We start from the raw sequence: 19,276 nt of genomic DNA on the forward strand, positions 1-19,276 counted from the left end.
AGATTGAGCAACCAGCTTCCCATCCATATCGTATTGCCGGATTTGCTGGCTGCGCTGCGGGCGCGGCCGTCAGCCGTTTTGATTGCGCCCCCGGGGGCGGGCAAGACCACGGCGGTTGCCCCGGCATTGCTTGCCGAACCCTGGTGCACTGGTTCGGTCATCGTCTTGTCGCCGCGCCGGGTTGCGGCACGGGCGGCGGCAGAACGGATGGCGGAACTGCTCGGTGAGCCGGTTGGCCAGACGGTTGGCTACCTGACCCGGTTGGACAGCAAGCGCTCGGCCAAGACCCGCGTGCTGGTGATGACCGAGGCGATCTTTGTTTCGACCTTGCTTGATGATCCCGAGCTGGCCGGGGTTTCCGCAGTCCTGTTCGATGAAGCACACGAACGGCACCTGGACAGCGATCTGGGCCTGGCGCTGGCGATCGAAAGCCAGGCGGTACTGCGCGAAGACCTGCGGCTGGTGGTCATGTCCGCCACGCTGGATGGTGCCCGCTTTGCCGGCCTACTGGGTTCGGCTCCGGTCATTGAGAGCGAGGGGAAGGCCTGGCCGCTCGACATCCGCTGGCTTGGCGCGCGTCTCGAAGTGCGGCTGGACGAAGCCATGGCGAGCGCAATCCTGACGGCGTGGCGCGATGAGAGCGGCGACATTCTGGCCTTCCTGCCGGGTGTCGGGGAGATCGAACGAACCCGCGAACGGTTGGTGCAGCGCTTGCCTGACGTGCCGATCCTGCCGCTGCACGGCCAGTGCGAACCTGCCGCGCAGCGCGCCGCGATCAGGCGCGATCCCGATGGGCGGCGACGGATCGTGCTGGCAACGGCCATTGCGGAAACCTCGCTGACGCTCGATGGCGTGACGGTGGTGGTTGATGCCGGGCTTTCGCGCCGGGCCGAGTTTGACAAGGCCGCAGGGGTTACGCGGTTGGTAACGCACCGGGCCTCGCAAGCTGCGGCTGCCCAGCGAGCGGGACGCGCTGCGCGGCAAGGGCCAGGCGTTGCCTATCGGTTATGGGAAGAAGCAGCCCATTCCGGCCGCCCGGCGTTTGAACCGCCCGAAATCCTGACCAGCGATCTTGCCCCGCTTTTGCTGACGCTTGCCCAATGGGGCGCTGCGAATATTCCGCAAATGGCCTGGCTCGATCCGCCACCTGCCGCGGCATTGGTCGCAGCAAAGGCATCACTGCAAGCCTTGGACGCGCTGGATGCGGATGGCGCGATAACCGACCATGGACGGCGCATGGCGAGCCTGCCGATGGCCCCAGGCTTGGCGCATATGCTGCTGTTCGCGGCAAAGCGGGGCGCAGCGCGGGAGGCAGCGCGGCTGGCCTTGCTGCTGCAGGAGCGCGGACTGGGCGGGCGCGGGGAGGACCTGGCGCTGCGGCTGGACCGTTGGAATGGGGATCGCTCCGGCCGGGCCGAATCCTCGCGCCAACTTGCGCGGCGCTGGGAGGAGCGGGCCAATCAGTTGGTCAAGCGCCAGCACGAAGATCCGCCGCCGTTGGCCGTGCTGCTGGCAGAGGCTTTCCCCGAGAACATCGCCAAGCGGCGCGACGTTGCTGGCGAGGATTGGCTGACGGCTGGCGGACGCGGTTTGCGGCTTGATCCGGCCTCCACTTTGGCACGGGCGCAGTGGCTGGCAATCGGCGATGCGCAGGGAGAGGCCAAGGGCGCACGGATTACCGGGGCGATTGAATTGACCGAGGCTGAAGTCCAGCGCTGGCTTGCCCATCGGATTGAGCGGCGCAGCGTCTTGCGCTGGATTGCTGACGACCGGCGGGTCGAGGCGCTGGTCGAAGGACGGCTGGGGGCCATTGCCATGGCCCGCGGCTCAGACCCTGCGCCTGACCCGGCCGCGATCCGCACATTCCTGGTTGAACGAATTCGCGCGGATGGGCTTGATCTTGTTCCCTTTGGCAAGGCCAGCCTGGCCCTGATCAAGCTCGCCCGTTTTGCCGGGATCGCGCCATTGGCAGAGCAGGCTCTGGTTGAGGACCTGGATGAGTGGTTGGGGCCGCTGCTGGGGCGGCGGCTTGATGCCGTGGATGCCGGCAGGCTGCACGAGGCGCTGCGCGCGCGGCTGGACTATGCCGGGCAGCAGGCGCTTGAACGGCTGGCGCCGGCGCAGTTCACATCGCCGGCCGGCACGAGCCATCCGATCGATTACGATGATCCGGGTGGGCCATCGGTGGAAGTCCGGGTCCAGGCGTTGTTCGGGCTTGATCGGCACCCCGGCTTTGGGCAGCCGCCGCAGCCCCTGTTGCTCAAGCTGACGGATCCGGGCGGCAAGCCTTTGCAGACCACGCGCGACCTGCCGGGTTTCTGGCGCGGTTCCTGGAAAGATGTGCAGCGCGACATGAAGGGACGCTACCCCAAGCATCGCTGGCCTGATGCGCCGTGGGCCGAGGACCCGAGCCTGAAGACGAAAAACGCCTTCGAGGCTTCGCGCCGCTCTTGATTCCCGAAGCGATTCGCCCGAAAGCGCCATTATGTCAGCACGCATTTATCAACGCCCCAAGAACGCCATGCAGTCGGGTAAGGCCCTGCTGGACCAGTGGATCCTCGATTTTGCACCGGCTGAGGCGCGCAAGCCCGATCCGCTGATGGGCTGGGCAGGGTCAGGCGATACCCAGGCGCAGGTGCAGCTGAAGTTCGCCAGCCTGGCTGAGGCGCAGGCCTATGCCAGCAAGCACGGGATTGCGGTGAGCGTCCATGCAACACCGCCGCGCCGGTTGAAGCTGCAGAGCTACGCCGACAACTTCCGCTAAGCGTGTTCAAGGCGGCGATTCGCCGTCCTAAGGCTTGCGCAAACGCACCAAGGCCGCCATATGCCCGCCCGGGAGTCGGTCGGACGCTTGCGTCCGCCAACCTGGTCAGGTCCGGAAGGAAGCAGCCACAACGGGTTGCGGCGGGTCGGCCGGCTCCTTTTCCTCCATTCGACAATTGGGGCGCCAGCGCCTACCAAGGATGTGATGGACGATTCACCAGATATCTTTGGCGACGAACCCGAGGACGACGCCCCGAGCGCGGCTGACCTGGAGGCTGCCGGGCAGGAATCGATGTTCGGCGCACCGGAACCCGCTCCTGCGCCCAAGCCAGTCGTGGCGGCGCCGGTTGCGCAGGCCCAGCCTTACCGCGTGCTCGCCCGCAAGTACCGTTCGCAGACCTTTGCCGAGCTGATCGGCCAGGATGCCATGGTTCAGACGCTGGCCAACGCGATCAAGCGTGACCGGCTGGCCCATGCCTTTCTGATGACCGGGATTCGCGGGGTGGGGAAAACCTCAACCGCGCGCCTGATTGCCAAGGCGCTCAACTGCGTCGGGCCGGATGGGCAGGGCGGGCCGACGATCGATCCCTGCGGGCAGTGCGAACCCTGCCTGGCGATTGCCGAAGGGCGCCACATCGACGTGATCGAAATGGACGCCGCCAGCCATACCGGCGTCGATGACGTGCGCGAGATTATCGAGGCGGTCCGCTATGCCGCCGTTTCGGCGCGCTACAAGATCTACATCATCGACGAAGTGCACATGCTCAGCCGCAATGCGTTCAACGCGCTGCTCAAGACGCTGGAAGAGCCGCCGCCGCATGTGAAGTTCCTGTTTGCCACGACCGAGGTCGACAAGCTGCCGGTTACGGTATTGTCGCGTTGCCAGCGGTTCGACCTGAAGCGGATCCCGACCGAACTGCTCGCGAGCCATTTCGCGATGATCTGCGGCAAGGAAGGCGTTGAGGCCGAGGCTGAGGCCCTCGCGATGATCGCTGCTGCCGCAGACGGTTCGGTCCGCGATGGCCTTTCGATCCTCGATCAGGCGATTGCCCACGCTGACCTTGGCGGGGATGGCAAGGTTATCGCGGCCCAGGTGCAGGATATGCTCGGCCTGGCCGACAAGAGCGTGCAGCGCCGCTTGTTTGCCGCGCTGATCGGTGGAGACGGTTCAGGTCTGCTGGATATCGTGGACCAGCAATTCGCCCTGGGGGTTGAGCCGCCGGCCCTGCTGCGCGGCGCGCTGGAGCTGACGCACCGGGTAACGCTGGCCCAGCTGGGCCGCGATGAATCCTCGTTCTCCGAAGAAGAGCGGGCAGCGATCAGTGAATGGTCGCAGCGCCTTTCGGCCGGGCAATTGCATCGCCTTTGGCAGTTGCTGCTGAAGGGGCACGAAGAGGTGAAGACCGCGCCGGATCCGCTGGTTGCGGCGCGAATGGCCTTGCTGCGGGTGCTGCATGCGGCGGACCTGCCTGATCCGGGAACGCTGGCCAAGCATCTGGAAAGCGCCTTCGCCAATGCACCGCGCGGTGAAAGCAATGCTGCCTCAACTTCTGTTGCGGCCCCGGTTGCCGCCTTAGGTTGGGAGCAGCTGATTGAGACTGTCGATCAGTCCGGCCAGCTGCGCGTTGCGCAGGTGATGCGGGACTGGGTGCGGGTGATCGCGCTGGCCCCGGGCGAGCTGACCTATGCGGTGGCGCCGGGTTATCCTGGTGACCTTGGGCCCGAACTGCGCGATGCCCTGCTTCGCGCCACAGGTGAACGCTGGACCGTCCAACGCGGTGAAGGGGAGGGAACCCCAACCCTGCGTGAACAGGCTGAGGCGCAAAAGGCGGCAGAGACAGAATTGCTGCGGCGCCATCCGCTGGTCGAGGCGGCTTTCGCTGCCTTCCCGCAGGCCGAGATTATCGAAGAAAAGCCCGAAGCGCGGATCGCCAGTGCCGGTGGCAGCAAGTGGAGGAACTGACGTGAAGTCGATGGAAGAGATGCTCAAGGCCGCCCAGCAGGCAGCCGAGACCATCCAGAAGCAGATGACCGAAAGCCAGACCAAGCTTGACGGGATCGAAGTGGAAGGGCGCGCTGGTGGCGGGCTCGTTTCCATCCGCGCCTCGGCCAAGGGTCGGATCATCGGCGTCAACATCGATGACAGCCTGCTGAAGGCTGAGGAAAAGGGAATCCTCGAAGACCTGATCGCCGCCGCGTTCAACGATGCGCGGGCCAAGGCCGATGAAGTGGCCGGCCAGGAAATGGCCCGGATGCAGTCCGGGATGGGACTGCCGCCGGGCTTCAAGCTTCCGGGAATGTAACCGAAGCCGGCGTGCTGATCAGCGCGCCGGTTCGATCCGCCTGCCGCCCTTGATCACCGCAGCCGGTTGTTCCAGCAGGCGGACATTGCTTAGCGGGTCGCCTTCCACGGCAACTATGTCAGCAAAGCGACCGTTCGCGATCAGGCCGACATCCGCTTCCTGACCAAGCGCCTGCGCGGCGTTGAGCGTTGCCGCGCGGATCGCGTCAAGCGGGGTCATTCCGTATTGGACCATGACGGCAAACTGCTGGCCGACCTGGCCATGGGGCATGACCCCGGCGTCTGAGGCGAAGACCATGCGGACACCGGCCTTGTAGGCTTTGCGGAAATTGTCGCGCTGAATCTGGGCGACTTCGCGGTCCTTGCGCAGATTGTCTTCCAGCACGCCGTTCTTTTTGCCTTCGGCCTGGGTGTAGTCGGTGTTCTTGATGTCCATCGAGAAATAGGTTGGTTTGGCCCGAGCTGCGGCCAGCTTGATCCCTTCATCATCGACCAGGCTGACGTGTTCGATCGTATCGATCCCGGCCTTGATCGCGGCCTTGATTCCGGCCGCGCCATGGGCATGGGCGGCAACCCGCAGGCCCCACATCTGCGCTTCGTCAACGATCGCCCGCAATTCGGCTTCGCTAAGCTGCTGCTGGCCAGGTTCGGTGTTGCGGCTGAATACCCCGCCGGTGGCGCAGACCTTGATCACTTCGGCCCCGAATTTGCGCTGGCGCCGGACCTGATAGCGCAGCTCCTCCTCACCATCGCCGACGCCTTCCTCCTTCTTCGCCTTTTCCAGGGATGGCGGCAGGAAGGTGGAATCGCAGTGTCCGCCGGTCGCGCCCAGCGCATAGCCCGCAGGGACAATGCGCGGGCCAATGGCATAGCCGTTGGCAATGGCCTGTTTCAGGCCAATGTCGTTGCGGCCCGCCGATCCGACATTGCGGACCGTGGTGAAGCCGGCATCAAGCATGGCCCGGGCGTTGCCAACCGCGGTCATGGCAAAGAAGCTGTCGGTGAACTCCAGCCCACGATAGCCACCGATGTCTGCTGGACCATCAAGATGGACGTGCATGTCGATCAGGCCGGGGACCAGGGTCTTGCCCGGCAGCTCGATCCGTTCGACCTCGGCCGAAAGCTTGATGGTCCGCGCATCGGCGATGCTGGTGATCCGGCCGGCCTCATCGACGAAGATCGCCGGGTGCTCGACATAGCTGCCCTTGGTCACGTCCAGATAGCGATCCGCGGTGATCACCACCGGCTTGGCCAGGGCGGGGGCAGCCAAGACGGCCGCGGCAATCGAAAGCGAAAGGGCAAGGGGCTTCATCGGTAACAATCTCCCAGGGATGTCGCGTTCTGATGCTTGCTTCGTACGCGAATAGCAATCCTGCGCCGTCCACAGGCCTGAAAGCACCGCCCATTGCGCCGTCCAATAGGCATCCCCATATCTCGGTCCAAGCCGGGATTCACCCGGGCGGCGCCCCCAGCGCCAGGTCAAAATGGATAGCCCCATGCAATTGCTCCCCCTGCTACCCCTTCGCGATATTGTCGTGTTCCCCGGGATGGTCGTTCCCCTGTTTGTTGGGCGCGAAAAGTCAGTGGCGGCCTTGGAAGCGGCCATGGCGGGGGACAAGGATATCTTCCTGCTCGCCCAGCTTGATCCGGGTTGTGATGACCCGGATGGTGACGATCTTTATGACGTGGGCGTGATCGCCACGGTGCTGCAGCTGTTGAAGCTGCCCGATGGTACGGTCCGCGTGCTGGTCGAAGCGCGCCAACGCGCCCGGCTTGAAGACCTGCGGCTGGAAACCAGCGGTCAGGGCGAAATGGTGGTCGCCGCGGTGGAAGCCATTGACCAGGCCGAAGCGAGCGGCAGCGAGGTTGAGGCAATGATGCGCTCGGTCGTTGAGACCTTCGCTGAATACGCCAAGCTCAACAAGAAGCTGCCACAGGATGCCGGTGAGAACCTGGGCGAGATTACCGAACCGTCGCAGCTGGCCGATGCCGTGGCCGCCCATATCCAGACCAAGGTGGGCGACAAGCAGGCCATGCTGAGCGAGAGCGATCCGCTCAAGCGGCTGGAGATGGCGCACTCCTTCATGGAAGGTGAATTGGGCGTGCTGCAGGTTGAGCGGCGCATCCGCGGGCGCGTGAAGCGCCAGATGGAGAAGACCCAGCGCGAATATTACCTCAACGAACAGCTCAAGGCGATCCAGCAGGAGCTGGGCGGCGATGACTCGGGTGAGGGCAACGAACTGCAGGAGCTGCAGGAAAAGATCGACCGCCTGAAGCTGTCGAAGGAAGCGCGGGCCAAGGCCAATGCGGAACTCAAGAAGCTGCGCACCATGCAGCCGATGAGCGCCGAGGCAACCGTGATCCGCAATTACCTCGACGTGTTGCTGGGCCTGCCCTGGGGCAAGCGGTCGAAGCTTAAGCGCGATATCCCGGCAGCCCAGGCTATTCTGGATGCCGATCACTATGCGCTGGAAAAGGTCAAGGACCGGATCGTCGAATATCTGGCGGTCCAGGCGCGCACCAACAAGCTGAAGGGGCCGATCCTGTGCCTGGTTGGCCCCCCGGGCGTGGGCAAGACCAGCCTTGGCAAGTCAATCGCCAAGGCAACCGGGCGGCAGTTCATCCGTCAGTCGCTCGGCGGCGTGCGCGATGAGGCCGAAATCCGTGGCCACCGCCGCACCTATATTGGCTCGTTGCCGGGCAAGATCGTCAGCAACCTGCGCAAGGCTGGCACCAGCAATCCGTTGTTCCTGCTCGATGAGATCGACAAGCTGGGTCAGGACTTCCGCGGCGATCCCGCGTCTGCCCTGCTGGAAGTGCTTGATCCGGAACAGAACGCCAAGTTCCAGGATCACTACCTGGAACTCGATTACGACCTGTCGGACGTGATGTTCGTCTGCACGGCGAACAGCCTGAACCTGCCGCAGCCGCTGCTGGATCGCATGGAGATCATCCGGCTTGAGGGCTATACCGAGGACGAGAAGGTTGAGATTGCGGAACGGCACCTGGTGGCCAAACAAGTCGAGGCCCACGGGCTGAAGGCCGGCGAGTTCACGCTGGAGTCCGCCGCGCTGCGAGACCTGATCCGGTATTACACCCGCGAGGCTGGTGTCCGCACGCTGGAGCGCGAGATTGCACGGCTTGCGCGCAAGAGCCTGCGCAAAATCCTTGAAGGCAAGGCAACCTCGATCACCATCACGCCGGAGAACCTGGGCGAATATGCCGGGGTTCGGAAGTATCGCTTTGGCGAGGCAGAGGAAGAGCATCAGGTTGGTGCCGTGACCGGCCTGGCCTGGACCGAGGTGGGCGGCGAACTGCTGACGATCGAAAGCGTTACCGTGCCCGGCAAGGGCGGGGTCAAGACCACTGGCAAGCTGGGTGAGGTCATGAACGAATCCGTCCAGGCGGCCTTCAGCTTCGTTCGGGCGCGTTCGCCGGCCTATGGGATTAAGCCCAGCCTGATTGCCCGCAAGGACATCCATATCCACTTGCCCGAAGGGGCCGTGCCCAAGGACGGCCCCAGCGCGGGTATCGGTATGGTGACCTCGATCGTTTCAACGCTGACCGGTATTCCGGTGCGCAAGGACATTGCCATGACTGGCGAAGTGACCTTGCGCGGCCGGGTCCTGGCGATTGGCGGGCTTAAGGAAAAGCTGCTGGCGGCGCTGCGTGGCGGCATCACCACCGTGCTGATCCCGGAAGAAAACGTGAAGGATCTGGCCGAACTGCCTGCGAACATCACCGCCGGGTTGGAAATCGTGCCCGTGGGCCATGTTGATCAGGTGCTTGAACGCGCGCTTGTTGCGGTTCCCGAACCGATTGAATGGACCGAGGCGGACGATCTGGCCAGCCAGCCAAGCGCTGCTGCAGCGCCGGGCAGCGGTGATGTGCGCACTGCGCACTGATCGGCAGATAAGGCTTCCGGGTCGATTCGCTGCGGTGCAGCATCGACCCGGAAAGTGAATTTACTACGCATAGACCGTGAGGAATGGCTGGAATCGGTGGATAATCGCCCGTTTCCCCGCTGCTTTCGCTTTGACACCTTCCGGAAAAACGGCTCAATTCCGTCAGCTTTTCGAGGCGAATCAAACTAGTCATCAATTCCAAAAAGGTAGGGGGTTATCTCCATGAACAAGAACGATCTGATCGGCGCAGTCGCAGAAGCCAGCGGCCTGACCAAGAGCGATGCCACCAAGGCTGTTGAAGGCGTTTTCGACGCGATCACCGGCGCACTGAAGAGCGGCGATGAAGTCCGTCTCGTTGGCTTCGGCACCTTCTCGGTTGCCAAGCGTAAGGCTTCGACCGGCCGCAACCCGCGCACCGGCGAACCGATGGCGATCAAGGCTTCGGCTCAGCCGAAGTTCAAGGCCGGCAAGGGCCTGAAGGACGCTGTCAACTAAGCAGCTCTTCTGACGACCGCACCGCCTCGCGGTCGGCCAGCCAATTTACGCCGCGTCTGCCATAAGCAGGCGCGGCGTTTGGTTTTTTGGGGGCAGCGGCTTGCCGTGGCTGGACGCCTTCTGCTTGCTGGCTTATAACTGCTCGTAATGAAGCGTATTCTCCTCGCCTTTTTGGCCCTGATGACGGGGCTTGTTGCGCAGGCTGGCCCGGTCCAGGCGCGCATGAATGGCGGTGCGGAAACGGAAATTGGCGTGCCCGATGGCTCGCGCGGTACTGCCCGGCCCAGCCAGTCGCAGGTTCAGGCAATTGATGCCCCCGCAGCCCAGAAAGAACGGCGCGAGCGGCAAGCTACGCGAGTTCGCCCCAGCCGCGGACGAATCTATATTCCGTCGGTTCTGTTCGGTCCTGATCGCGCGCTGGAATAAGCGGCCCGTTCGGTCCGAAGCTTGATTGCGCGCGCCTTTTTGTGGCTGCGCGTCTACCCCTATATCTCTGAATACACAGGAATTGCCCATGATCGGCGCCATCGCCAAGGCTATTTTCGGCTCGTCCAACGACCGTTATGTAAAGTCACTCGATAAAATCGTTCGGCAGATCAATGCGTTCGAGCCAACAATCGAAGCTCTGACCGATGATGAACTGTCAGCCCAGACTGCCAAGTTTCGGCGCCAGCTCGACGAGGGCAAGACGCTAGACGAGATCCTGCCTGAGGCATTCGCGACCGTTCGAGAAGCTGGCAAGCGCCGGATGGGAATGCGCCATTTCGATGTGCAGATGATCGGCGGGATCGTTCTGCACCGCGGCGAAATCGCCGAAATGCGCACGGGTGAGGGCAAGACCCTGGTTGCGACGCTGGCTGTTTACCTCAACGCCCTTGAAGGCAAAGGCGTGCACGTTGTTACGGTCAATGATTACCTGGCCAAGCGCGATGCGGAGTGGATGAGCCAGATTTACAAGTTCCTGGAGCTGAGTGTGGGCGTCATCGTGCCCAACATGCCTGAGGATGAGCGCCGCGCAGCCTATGCTTGCGACATCACCTATGCCACGAACAACGAACTCGGGTTTGATTACCTGCGCGACAATATGAAGCAGGAGCGGGGCCAGATGGTCCATCGCCCGTTCAATTTCGCGATTGTTGACGAAGTTGACTCGATCCTGATCGACGAAGCGCGCACCCCACTGATTATCTCTGGCCCGACAGATGATAAGAGCGAACTCTATGTGGCCGTTGATGCGATCGTGAAGCAGGTCACGGAAGAGCATTACGAGAAAGACGAGAAAACCAAGAACATAACTCTCACTGAAGAGGGTGTGGAATGGGCCGAGCGGCAGTTGGAGGCTGCTGGCCTGCTTGTGGGATCGAACCTCTATGACGTCGAGAACACGCAGGTCGTTCATCATCTTGACCAGAGCCTGAAGGCCAATGTCATGTTCAAGCGTGACATCGACTACATCGTGAAAGACGAGAAGGTCGTCATCATCGACGAATTCACCGGCCGCATGATGGATGGCAGGCGCTGGTCGAACGGCTTGCATCAGGCCGTGGAAGCCAAGGAAGGCGTTCGGATCGAGCCTGAAAACCAGACTATGGCCTCGATCACCTTCCAGAATTACTTCCGTATGTATCCGAAGCTGGCCGGCATGACCGGCACGGCCGCCACCGAAGCGGCCGAATTCTATGACATTTACCGCATGAATGTGGTGACGATCCCGACCAACCTGACGGTGCAGCGGATCGACGAGGAAGATGAATTTTACAAGAATACCGTCGACAAGTTCCAGGCGATCGCCAAGCTGATCCGCGAGAAGAATGAGATTGGCCAGCCTGTACTGGTCGGGACGGTTTCGATTGAGAAGTCCGAAATGCTGTCGGACTTTCTCAAGCAGGAAGGGGTGCAGCACGCCGTGCTCAACGCCCGTTTCCACGAGATGGAAGCCCACATCGTGGCCCAGGCGGGCCGTCTGGGCGCAGTGACCATTGCCACAAACATGGCCGGCCGTGGGACCGACATCAAGCTGGGCGGCAATGCCGAGTTCCGGATCGAGGATGAACTTAGGGACACACCCGAAGGGCCTGAGCGGGATGCCGCAATCGCCAAGATCGAGGCGGAAATCGAGGCTGAAAAGCAAAAGGTTCTTGCCGCAGGCGGCCTGTGCGTAATTGGTACCGAGCGCCATGAAAGCCGGCGCATTGACAACCAGTTGCGCGGCCGTTCGGGGCGCCAGGGCGACCCGGGCCTGAGCAAGTTTTATCTGTGCCTTGAAGACGATCTGCTGCGAATCTTCGGGCCCGATACCCTGTTCGCCAAGATGATGAATTCGAACCTTGCCGATGGTGAGGCGATCGGATCGAAGTGGCTGTCCAAGGCGATCGAGACCGCGCAGAAGAAGGTGGAAGCGCGCAATTACGATATCCGCAAGCAGGTCGTCGAATACGACAACGTCATGAATGACCAGCGCAAGGTGATCTACGAGCAGCGCGCCGACATCATGGATGCAGAAGCGATCGACGATGTTGTCGTCGATATGCGCCATGACACGATCAACGCGCTGGTTGGGACCGCCTGCCCGGCGGGATCCTATCCTGAGCAGTGGGACATCGAAGGCCTGCGCCAGAAGCTGGCCGAAGTTCTGGGGATCGACGTGCCGGTGCAGGACTGGCTACAGGAAGATGGGCTGGAACCTGATACGATCGAAGAACGCGTTGTTGCCTTGGCCGATGCCAAGGAAGAGGCGAAGATTGGTCAGGACGCTTCGCTTTGGCGTCAGGTTGAAAAGCAGGTGCTGCTGGATCGACTGGACCACTATTGGAAGGAGCACCTCGCCACGCTCGATGCGTTGCGCCAGGTTGTCTTCCTGCGTGCCTATGCCCAGAAGCAACCGATCAACGAATACAAGCAGGAAGCCTTCGGCCTGTTCGAGCGGATGCTGGAAGTGATCCGGGAGGACGTGACCCGGATCCTGATGAACAGCAGCTTGCGCATGCCGGATCCTGTTGAACTGCCGGACCTGCCGGATTTCCTGACCAGCCACATCGATCCCTTTACGGGCGAGAACGATGCGACTGCCACGCCGGGTGCAATGGCCGTCTTGGGCGCGCTTGGCAGCGGTGCTGCGGCGGCCGAGGATCCCTATGCCGCGATGGGCCTGTCGCGGAACGCGCCGTGCCCGTGTGGCTCGGGCGAGAAGTACAAGCATTGCCACGGGGCCGCGGTCTAAGACCCTAAGGCGCGAGGGGTGACGATGTTGGCTCTGGGCTTCTTCGTCACCGCCGTGCTTTACGCCTCGGTCGGGTTTGGCGGAGGCTCGACCTACAGCGCGCTGCTGGCCCTCGCCGGGTTCGATTACCGGCTTCTGCCGATAGTCAGCCTGTGCTGTAACGTTGTGGTCGTCACTGGCAGCACTGTTCGCTTTGCCCGCGCCGGGCTGGTGCCGTGGCGCGGGGCGCTGACGCTGGCCCTCGTTGCCGCCCCGCTGGCCTTCCTGGGCGGCCTGACACCGGTCAAGCAGGCGACCTTCATCGTCTTGCTTGGGGCGAGCCTGATCCTGGCCGGATTGGCGCTGTTGGCGCCCCGGCCGGCCGATATCGAAGGCCAGCCTGCGGCTGCCGCGAAATGGATGGGCCTTGCTGCTGCGCCGCTGGGCTATCTGGCCGGACTGGTGGGGATTGGCGGTGGTATCTTCCTGGCCCCGCTGCTGCATCTGACCCGATGGAGCCGGGCGCGGCAGATCGCGGCCACCGCCAGCCTGTTCATCCTGGTCAACTCGATTGCCGGCCTGATCGGCCAGTTCGCGAAGAATGGCCCGCAACGCTTTGCCGAGGCACTGGGTGGTGGCTTGCCGCTGTTGCTGGCGGTGCTTGTTGGCGGGCAGATCGGCAGCTTGCTGGCCCAACGGCTCTTGCCGGAAAAAGTGATCCGCTGGCTGACCGCGGCGCTGACGATCTGGGCCGGTTCGCAACTTCTGCTGCGCTGAAACCATAAAGGCCCCGCCGGATGGCGAGGCCTTTAGGAAATAGTGGCTCCTCGAGTTGGATTCGAACCAACGGCCGCTCGATTAACAGTCGAGTGCTCTACCGCTGAGCTATCGAGGAGCAGTCCCGTTTCCGGGACAGGTGGGCGCCTATACCATCGCAAATTGGTTTGGCAAGCGGGTCCGGCATTAGAATTGGAATTGTTCTGCGAAGATCCGCTCTTCCAGGCTCTTGCCCGGATCAAACAGCAGGGTCAGCGCCTGATCTGGCGCGGTGCGGACCTTGACGGCGTGAATATCGCGCAGCTCCTTCTGGTCTGCCACGGCGGCGACCGGACGCTTGATCGGGTCGAGCGCCCGAAATTCGATTTCGTAATGATCGGGCAAAATTGCACCGCGCCAGCGCCGTGGGCGGAACGGACTGATCGGGGTAAGGGCCAGCATGTTCGAACCCAAAGGCAGGATCGGCCCGTTGGCGGAGAGGTTATAAGCCGTTGAGCCGGCCGGAGTGGCCACGAGGATACCGTCACAGGCCAGGTCCGGAACGCGCACCTTGCCGTTAACCGATACTTCAAGCCGCGCCGTCTGGCGCGTTTCGCGTAGCAGCGAGACTTCATTGATTGCGTAGAAGCTTTCCTGCTTGCCGCTGCCGGTGGTGGCGGTCATCTCCAGCGGCGCAACCGCAATCCGCCGGGCCCGGGCGACGCGTTCGACCAGGGTTCGGGTGCCGCGGGGATGGTTCATCAGGAAGCCGATGGTGCCCTGATTAATGCCATAGGCGGGCAAGACCCGCCCACTGTCCAGCATGTGGTGCAGGGTTTGCAGCATGAACCCGTCACCACCAAGGACGACCACTGCTTCAGCTTCGGCTTCGCTGACGAAACTCTCCCGCGTGCGATAGGCCTCCGCGGCCTCCTGGGCGCGGGGCGTATCGGATGCGAGCAGGGCGAGGCGTGGCGTTTGGCTCATATGCGCAGGTGCATATGGTCCGCGGGCCAATTTGGCAACGCAAAGCCCGGAAAGGGTTTGGTAGGCTGGCCCTGCTATGGCTGCGCGAATGACGGAAGCAGCCATCCAGGGCGCAACGCGCGATGCATTGACCGGTCTGCCGGGTCGGGATGCGGCGCGGCGCCGATTGGAGGATTGGTCCGCTCAGAATGCGCAGCTTCATGTCATGCTGATCGGGCTCCGCCGGTTCGATGCGGCAAACCTGGCCTATGGCGCTGCCGCCGGAGACATGGCGTTGGGTGAAATCGCGGCACGGCTTAAGCACTTTGCGGCCAATGAACTGGATGGAAGCTGGCTTGCCGCGCGTATTGGCGGTGGCCAATTCCTGCTGGTCACCGCGGAACCGTGCAGCCGTGAGCGTTGGCAACTGGCGGCGAGCCAGTTGCTCGATGCCCTAGCCAGGCCAATTGCGGCAGCAAGCGGCACGCTGCGGCTGAGCCCACGGGCTTCCGTGTTGCGCGGTCTTGCAGGCGAGACTGCGGATTCGATCCTCGACCGACTGGCCCACGCGCTTGAGCGACTGATGGTTCAGCCCGGCCGGCGCCTTGCCTGGGCGGATGGGGAGGGCACTCGGGAGGGGCGGAGTGCCGCGCAGCTTGAGGCAGACCTGCTGCGTGCGATCGATCGAAATGAAATCGAGGTGCTGTTCCAGCCCCAGTACGATTGCGCTGGCGACAGGATCATCGGCGCGGAGGCGCTGACCCGGTGGAACCATCCGCTGATCGGTCGTATTGGCGCGGGTGGCCTGTTTGCCGTTGCCGACCGCACCGATCATGTGGCGCAGCTATCGCGGCATATTGCCCAGCTTGCCTTGCGCGCCGCATCGCAATGGCCGGGTGACCTGCGGCTTTCGTTGAACATCACGCCAAACGATTTGGCCGCCGAAGATTTTGCCGAAAGCTTTGGTGCGCTGCTCGGTGCGTGCGGATTTCCGGGCTGGCGTTTGACCCTTGAAGTGACCGAGCAGGTCCTGCTCGCCGATGTCGCCGCCGCAGCACGCGCATTTGATGCCCTGACGGCAAGGGGGGTCAAATTCGCCCTTGATGATTTCGGTGCCGGGTTTTGCAACTTCCGCTACCTTAAGCTGCTGCCCCTTCAGTACCTGAAGCTCGATCGCTCGATGATCGATGGCGTAGTTTCCGATCAGCGTGACCTGGCGGTGCTGCGGGCAATTGTTGCCATGGCGCAGGCGCTTGGCCTTGGGGTAGTGGCCGAAGGGGTAGAGAGTGAAGCCCAGCGCCTGCTGATTGCAGCCGAAGGGTGCCTGTCATACCAAGGCTTTCTCCGCTCCCGCCCACTGACTGCGCAGGCGTTCCTGACCGAGGCGAACCGGCTGAAACCTAGCGGACCTTGCGGGCGATCGCGCTGAGGCCCCTGGTGAGCTGGAACAGGCCATTAAGCCGCGTCGCCGGATCACCCCAGGCCCGATTGACCACCAGTTTGCTGTCAGGACGCAGCTTCACCGCGCCGTTCAATCTTTCCGTATAGGCGATCAACCCAGCCGGATCGGGGAATTCGTCGTTGTGGAAGCTGACCAGTGTGCCCTTCGCGCCGACATCGATCTTGGCGATGTTGGCGATGATGGCCTGCTGCTTGATCTGGATCAGCTTGACCAGGTTGGCGGTCGGCGCCGGCAGCGGGCCGAAGCGATCGATCATCTCGGCAGAGATTGCTTCGATTTCGTGGCTATCTTCGGCATCGTTGAGGCGGCGATAGAGCGCCATGCGTACGGCCAGATCGGGTACATAGTCTTCCGGGATCATGATTGGCGCATCGACCGTGATCTGCGGCGACAGGGCGTGGCGTTCCTTGGCAATGCCCATGTCACCGGCCTTGGCTGCCAGGATCGCGTCTTCCAGCATCGACTGATAGAGTTCGAACCCGACTTCGCGGATATGCCCGGATTGCTCATCGCCCAGCAGGTTACCGGCGCCGCGAATATCCAGATCGTGGCTGGCCAGCTGGAAGCCGGCGCCAAGGCTGTCGAGATCGCCGAGCACCTTGAGCCGTTTTTCGGCGACCACGCTCAGCTGTATGTCGGCAGGCGTGGTCAGATAGGCATAGGCCCGCAGCTTTGAGCGGCCGACCCGCCCACGCAGCTGATAAAGCTGGGCCAGGCCAAACCGGTCAGCGCGGTGGATGATGATCGTGTTGGCGCTGGGGATATCGAGCCCGCTTTCGACAATGGTGGTCGATAGCAGCACTTCGTACTTCTTTTCGTAGAAGGCGCTCATCCGCTCTTCCACCTCGGTCGCGCCCATCTGGCCGTGGGCGGTGACAAAGCGGATCTCCGGCACGGTATCGCGCAGCCACTTTTCGATCTCTTCCATGTCGGCGATGCGCGGCACAACGATGAAGCTCTGCCCGCCGCGGTGATGTTCGCGCAGCAGCGCCTCGCGCATCACCATATGGTCCCATTCCATCACGTAGGTTCGCACGGCGAGGCGATCGACCGGCGGCGTCTGGATGGTTGAAAGCTCGCGAAGGCCAGACATGGCCATTTGCAGTGTGCGTGGGATCGGGGTGGCAGTCAGCGTCAGCACGTGGACGTTGTTGCGCAGCTGTTTCAGCGCTTCCTTGTGATTGACGCCAAAGCGCTGCTCCTCGTCGACCACGACCAGGCCAAGCCGCTTGAACTTGACCGATTTGGACAGGATCGCGTGGGTCCCGATTACGACATCGACCGTGCCATCGGCCAGGCCGTCACGCGTGGCTGTCGCTTCCTTCGCCGGGACAAGGCGCGATAGCCGACCGATGTTGAGCGGGAAGCCGCCGAAGCGCTCCACAAAATTGCTGTAGTGCTGGCGGGCAAGCAGGGTGGTGGGGGCAACCACGGCGACCTGTTGCCCGGCCATTGCGGCAACGAAGGCCGCGCGCAGGGCGACTTCGGTCTTCCCGAAGCCCACATCGCCGCAGACCAGGCGGTCCATTGGCCGCCCGGCCGAGAGGTCTTCCAGTACGTCTTCGATCGCGCGTTCCTGGTCTTCGGTCTCGGCCCAGGGGAAACGGTCTGTAAACTGGCCATAGCTGGCCTGATCCGGCGCCAGCGCAGGGGCCTGGCGCAGTGCGCGCTGGGCGGCGGTGCGCAGCAGTTCGTGCGCGATCTCGCGGATGCGTTCCTTGAGCCGGGCCTTGCGCCGCTGCCAGCCTTCGCCGCCGAGCCGGTCCAGCGCGACCAGTTCGCTGTCGCTGCCATAGCGGCTGAGAACGTCGATATTCTCGACCGGGATGTAAAGTTTGTCACCGCCGGCATAGGTCAGCATCACGCAATCGTGCGGTGATTGGCCGACCGGGATCGACTGTAGCCCTTCATAGCGACCAATCCCGTGGTCCATGTGGACCACCAGATCGCCGGGGGCGAGGGCGGCCAGTTCGGCCAGGAAGGCATCGGCGGTTTTCTTGCGCTTTTTGCGGCGGACCAGGCGGTCACCCAGCAGGTCCTGTTCGGTGATCAGTTCCAGCCCGGCATTGGAAAAGCCATTGTCCAGCGGCAGGACGAGCGCCACCGGCACGCCCTTGGCAGCAAGGCCTAATGCCTCTTGCCATGTCTCGGCCTCCACCGGGGCGGGCTTGACCGCTTCGCCCAGGATCGCGGCAATGCGGGCCCGGCTGCCAGCGGTGTAGCAGGCGATGATCGCCTTGCGGCCCTGTGCGGCCTGGCCATTGAGGTAACGCGCGGCTGCCTCGTAAACATTGTCGCCGCGCGCACGTTCCGGTGCAAAGTCCCGGCCAGAGGCAAAGCCAAAATCAATCACCGTCGCGCTGTCGGGCTGAGCGAATATGTCGGCACGGTGGACTGGCCAGCCCGATTGCTGCACGGCCAGTTCCTCGCGCGCCAAGTAGAGCGCGTCGGGTTTGAGCGGGCGATAGGAGCCCGCGGCCTTGCCTGCCGTGTCGGTCCGCGCGGCGAAATAGTCGGCAATGTCCCCCAGCCGTTCATCCGCCGCGCCCTGAGCGGAACTGTCGATCACGATCAGATCATCCGCGCTCAGGTGATCGAACAGGGTGACCATGCGGTCTTCGAACAGGGGCAGCCAATGCTCCATGCCGGCAAGGCGGCGACCATCGCTGACGGCCTGGTAGAGCGGATCGCTGGTGGCATTGGCGCCGAACATCTCGCGATAGCGGCTGCGGAAGCGTTTGACGCTGTCTTCATCCAGCAGGGCTTCGCTGGCCGGGAGCAGCAGGTGCTGCTCGCGCGTGCCGATGGAGCGCTGGGTGTTGGGATCGAACAGTCGCAAAGTTTCCAGCTCGTCACCGAAGAAATCGAGCCGGAGCCCGACCTCCAGGCCCGAGGGGAAGATATCGAAGATCGAACCGCGCACGGCATATTCACCGGCGTCCACCACGGTATCGGTGCGGCTATAGCCCTGTCGCTGGAGCAGGCCGATCAGGCTTTCCCGCCCGATCTCCATCCCCGGCTTGAGCAGCCTGACCGATTCGCGGATGCGGAACGGGGTAAGGACCCGCTGGAGCACGGCATTGATCGTCGTGACCAGCAGCTGCGGTGCCTCGCGCTTGGCTTGCAGCCGGTACAACGCGGCCAGCCGCCGGGCGCTGACCGATAGGGCGGGGCTGGCGCGGTCATAAGGCAGGCAGTCCCAGCTGGGGAAAGTGATGACATCCAGCTCTGGCGCGAAAAACGCGGCGGTGTCGGCCACGGCCTGCATCGCTGCCTCATCCGGCGCGATGAACACGGCGCGGCCCTTGGTGGCGCGGGCAAGATCAGCCAGCACCAAGGGCTGGGCACCGCGCGCCAATCCGGCAAGGGTAAGGGCACTGTTCGCCGAAAGGATTTTGTTCAGGTCAGCCATGGTTCGCGCAACAACA

13 protein-coding genes, 1 tRNA gene and 1 other RNA gene are annotated in these 19,276 nt (G+C 63.2%); 11 read left to right on the forward strand and 4 right to left on the reverse strand.

Going from position 1 to position 19,276, the window contains the following annotated elements; translation table 11 throughout:
• Positions 1-3: 3 nt before the first annotated feature.
• From hrpB to RQP55_RS11235, 5 genes are all read left to right on the forward strand, one after another.
• On the forward strand, positions 4-2,454 hold the full coding sequence (gene hrpB / locus RQP55_RS11215; protein WP_315610286.1) for an ATP-dependent helicase HrpB: 2,451 nt from the start codon (positions 4-6) through the stop codon (positions 2,452-2,454).
• 31 nt (positions 2,455-2,485) lie between these two features.
• Complete coding sequence (locus tag RQP55_RS11220) at positions 2,486-2,764, forward strand: ETC complex I subunit (RefSeq protein WP_315610287.1); 279 nt, start codon at positions 2,486-2,488, stop codon at positions 2,762-2,764.
• A 68-nt stretch (positions 2,765-2,832) separates the two neighbouring features.
• Positions 2,833-2,927: signal recognition particle sRNA small type (gene ffs / locus RQP55_RS11225), an RNA gene on the forward strand.
• 41 nt (positions 2,928-2,968) lie between these two features.
• Positions 2,969-4,726 carry a DNA polymerase III subunit gamma/tau gene (locus RQP55_RS11230; RefSeq protein ID WP_315610288.1) on the forward strand — a complete coding sequence of 586 codons (1,758 nt, stop codon included), beginning with the start codon at positions 2,969-2,971 and terminating at the stop codon, positions 4,724-4,726.
• Position 4,727: 1 nt separating this feature from the next.
• The gene (locus RQP55_RS11235) at positions 4,728-5,066 is read left to right on the forward strand and encodes a YbaB/EbfC family nucleoid-associated protein (RefSeq protein WP_315610289.1); all 339 of its coding nucleotides are present in this window, start codon (positions 4,728-4,730) and stop codon (positions 5,064-5,066) included.
• Between the two features lie 18 nt (positions 5,067-5,084).
• Here the strand turns inward: RQP55_RS11235 and RQP55_RS11240 are convergent, their stop codons facing one another.
• A complete protein-coding gene (locus RQP55_RS11240) occupies positions 5,085-6,377 on the reverse strand; it encodes a metal-dependent hydrolase family protein (protein WP_315610290.1) in 1,293 nt (430 codons plus the stop codon).
• A 184-nt stretch (positions 6,378-6,561) separates the two neighbouring features.
• Here RQP55_RS11240 and lon point away from each other — a divergent pair, with 184 nt between their 5' ends.
• The 5 genes from lon to RQP55_RS11265 all read left to right on the forward strand — a co-directional run bounded on the left by lon (position 6,562) and on the right by RQP55_RS11265 (position 13,441).
• A complete protein-coding gene (gene lon / locus RQP55_RS11245) occupies positions 6,562-8,970 on the forward strand; it encodes an endopeptidase La (protein WP_315610291.1) in 2,409 nt (802 codons plus the stop codon).
• Positions 8,971-9,192: 222 nt separating this feature from the next.
• Entirely contained in the window at positions 9,193-9,465 is a 273-nt protein-coding gene (locus RQP55_RS11250; RefSeq protein ID WP_315610292.1) for an HU family DNA-binding protein, read from the forward strand.
• 147 nt (positions 9,466-9,612) lie between these two features.
• Entirely contained in the window at positions 9,613-9,891 is a 279-nt protein-coding gene (locus RQP55_RS11255) for a hypothetical protein (RefSeq protein ID WP_315610293.1), read from the forward strand.
• Between the two features lie 88 nt (positions 9,892-9,979).
• Entirely contained in the window at positions 9,980-12,685 is a 2,706-nt protein-coding gene (gene secA, locus RQP55_RS11260) for a preprotein translocase subunit SecA (protein WP_315610294.1), read from the forward strand.
• A gap of 24 nt (positions 12,686-12,709) precedes the next feature.
• The gene (locus tag RQP55_RS11265) at positions 12,710-13,441 is read left to right on the forward strand and encodes a sulfite exporter TauE/SafE family protein (RefSeq protein WP_315610332.1); all 732 of its coding nucleotides are present in this window, start codon (positions 12,710-12,712) and stop codon (positions 13,439-13,441) included.
• Positions 13,442-13,484: 43 nt separating this feature from the next.
• Here the strand turns inward: RQP55_RS11265 and RQP55_RS11270 are convergent.
• Positions 13,485-13,559 (reverse strand) — tRNA-Asn (locus tag RQP55_RS11270).
• A 68-nt stretch (positions 13,560-13,627) separates the two neighbouring features.
• The gene (locus RQP55_RS11275) at positions 13,628-14,407 is read right to left on the reverse strand and encodes an NAD kinase (RefSeq protein WP_315610295.1); all 780 of its coding nucleotides are present in this window, start codon (positions 14,405-14,407) and stop codon (positions 13,628-13,630) included.
• Between the two features lie 88 nt (positions 14,408-14,495).
• On the opposite strand from RQP55_RS11275, the gene RQP55_RS11280 reads away from it, so the two are divergent.
• Positions 14,496-15,815 (forward strand): GGDEF domain-containing phosphodiesterase, encoded by a 1,320-nt coding sequence (locus tag RQP55_RS11280; RefSeq protein ID WP_315610296.1) that lies wholly within the window; start codon positions 14,496-14,498, stop codon positions 15,813-15,815.
• Here the strand turns inward: RQP55_RS11280 and mfd are convergent.
• Positions 15,787-19,260 carry a transcription-repair coupling factor gene (mfd, locus tag RQP55_RS11285; protein WP_315610297.1) on the reverse strand — a complete coding sequence of 1,158 codons (3,474 nt, stop codon included), beginning with the start codon at positions 19,258-19,260 and terminating at the stop codon, positions 15,787-15,789. The two genes, RQP55_RS11280 and mfd, sit on opposite strands and share 29 nt — an antisense overlap.
• Positions 19,261-19,276: the final 16 nt, after the last annotated feature.

Source organism: Novosphingobium sp. APW14, from assembly GCF_032337075.1.
GTDB lineage: Bacteria > Pseudomonadota > Alphaproteobacteria > Sphingomonadales > Sphingomonadaceae > Novosphingobium.

Coding starts and splice junctions, on each gene's coding strand:
- RQP55_RS11230 (WP_315610288.1), top strand. CDS start 2,969: ATGGACGATTCACCAGATATCTTTGGCGACGAACCCGAGGACGACGCC.
- RQP55_RS11220 (WP_315610287.1), top strand. CDS start 2,486: ATGTCAGCACGCATTTATCAACGCCCCAAGAACGCCATGCAGTCGGGT.
- RQP55_RS11255 (WP_315610293.1), top strand. CDS start 9,613: ATGAAGCGTATTCTCCTCGCCTTTTTGGCCCTGATGACGGGGCTTGTT.
- RQP55_RS11275 (WP_315610295.1), bottom strand. CDS start 14,407: ATGAGCCAAACGCCACGCCTCGCCCTGCTCGCATCCGATACGCCCCGC.
- lon (WP_315610291.1), top strand. CDS start 6,562: ATGCAATTGCTCCCCCTGCTACCCCTTCGCGATATTGTCGTGTTCCCC.
- RQP55_RS11280 (WP_315610296.1), top strand. CDS start 14,496: ATGACGGAAGCAGCCATCCAGGGCGCAACGCGCGATGCATTGACCGGT.
- RQP55_RS11250 (WP_315610292.1), top strand. CDS start 9,193: ATGAACAAGAACGATCTGATCGGCGCAGTCGCAGAAGCCAGCGGCCTG.
- RQP55_RS11265 (WP_315610332.1), top strand. CDS start 12,710: ATGTTGGCTCTGGGCTTCTTCGTCACCGCCGTGCTTTACGCCTCGGTC.
- mfd (WP_315610297.1), bottom strand. CDS start 19,260: ATGGCTGACCTGAACAAAATCCTTTCGGCGAACAGTGCCCTTACCCTT.
- secA (WP_315610294.1), top strand. CDS start 9,980: ATGATCGGCGCCATCGCCAAGGCTATTTTCGGCTCGTCCAACGACCGT.
- RQP55_RS11240 (WP_315610290.1), bottom strand. CDS start 6,377: ATGAAGCCCCTTGCCCTTTCGCTTTCGATTGCCGCGGCCGTCTTGGCT.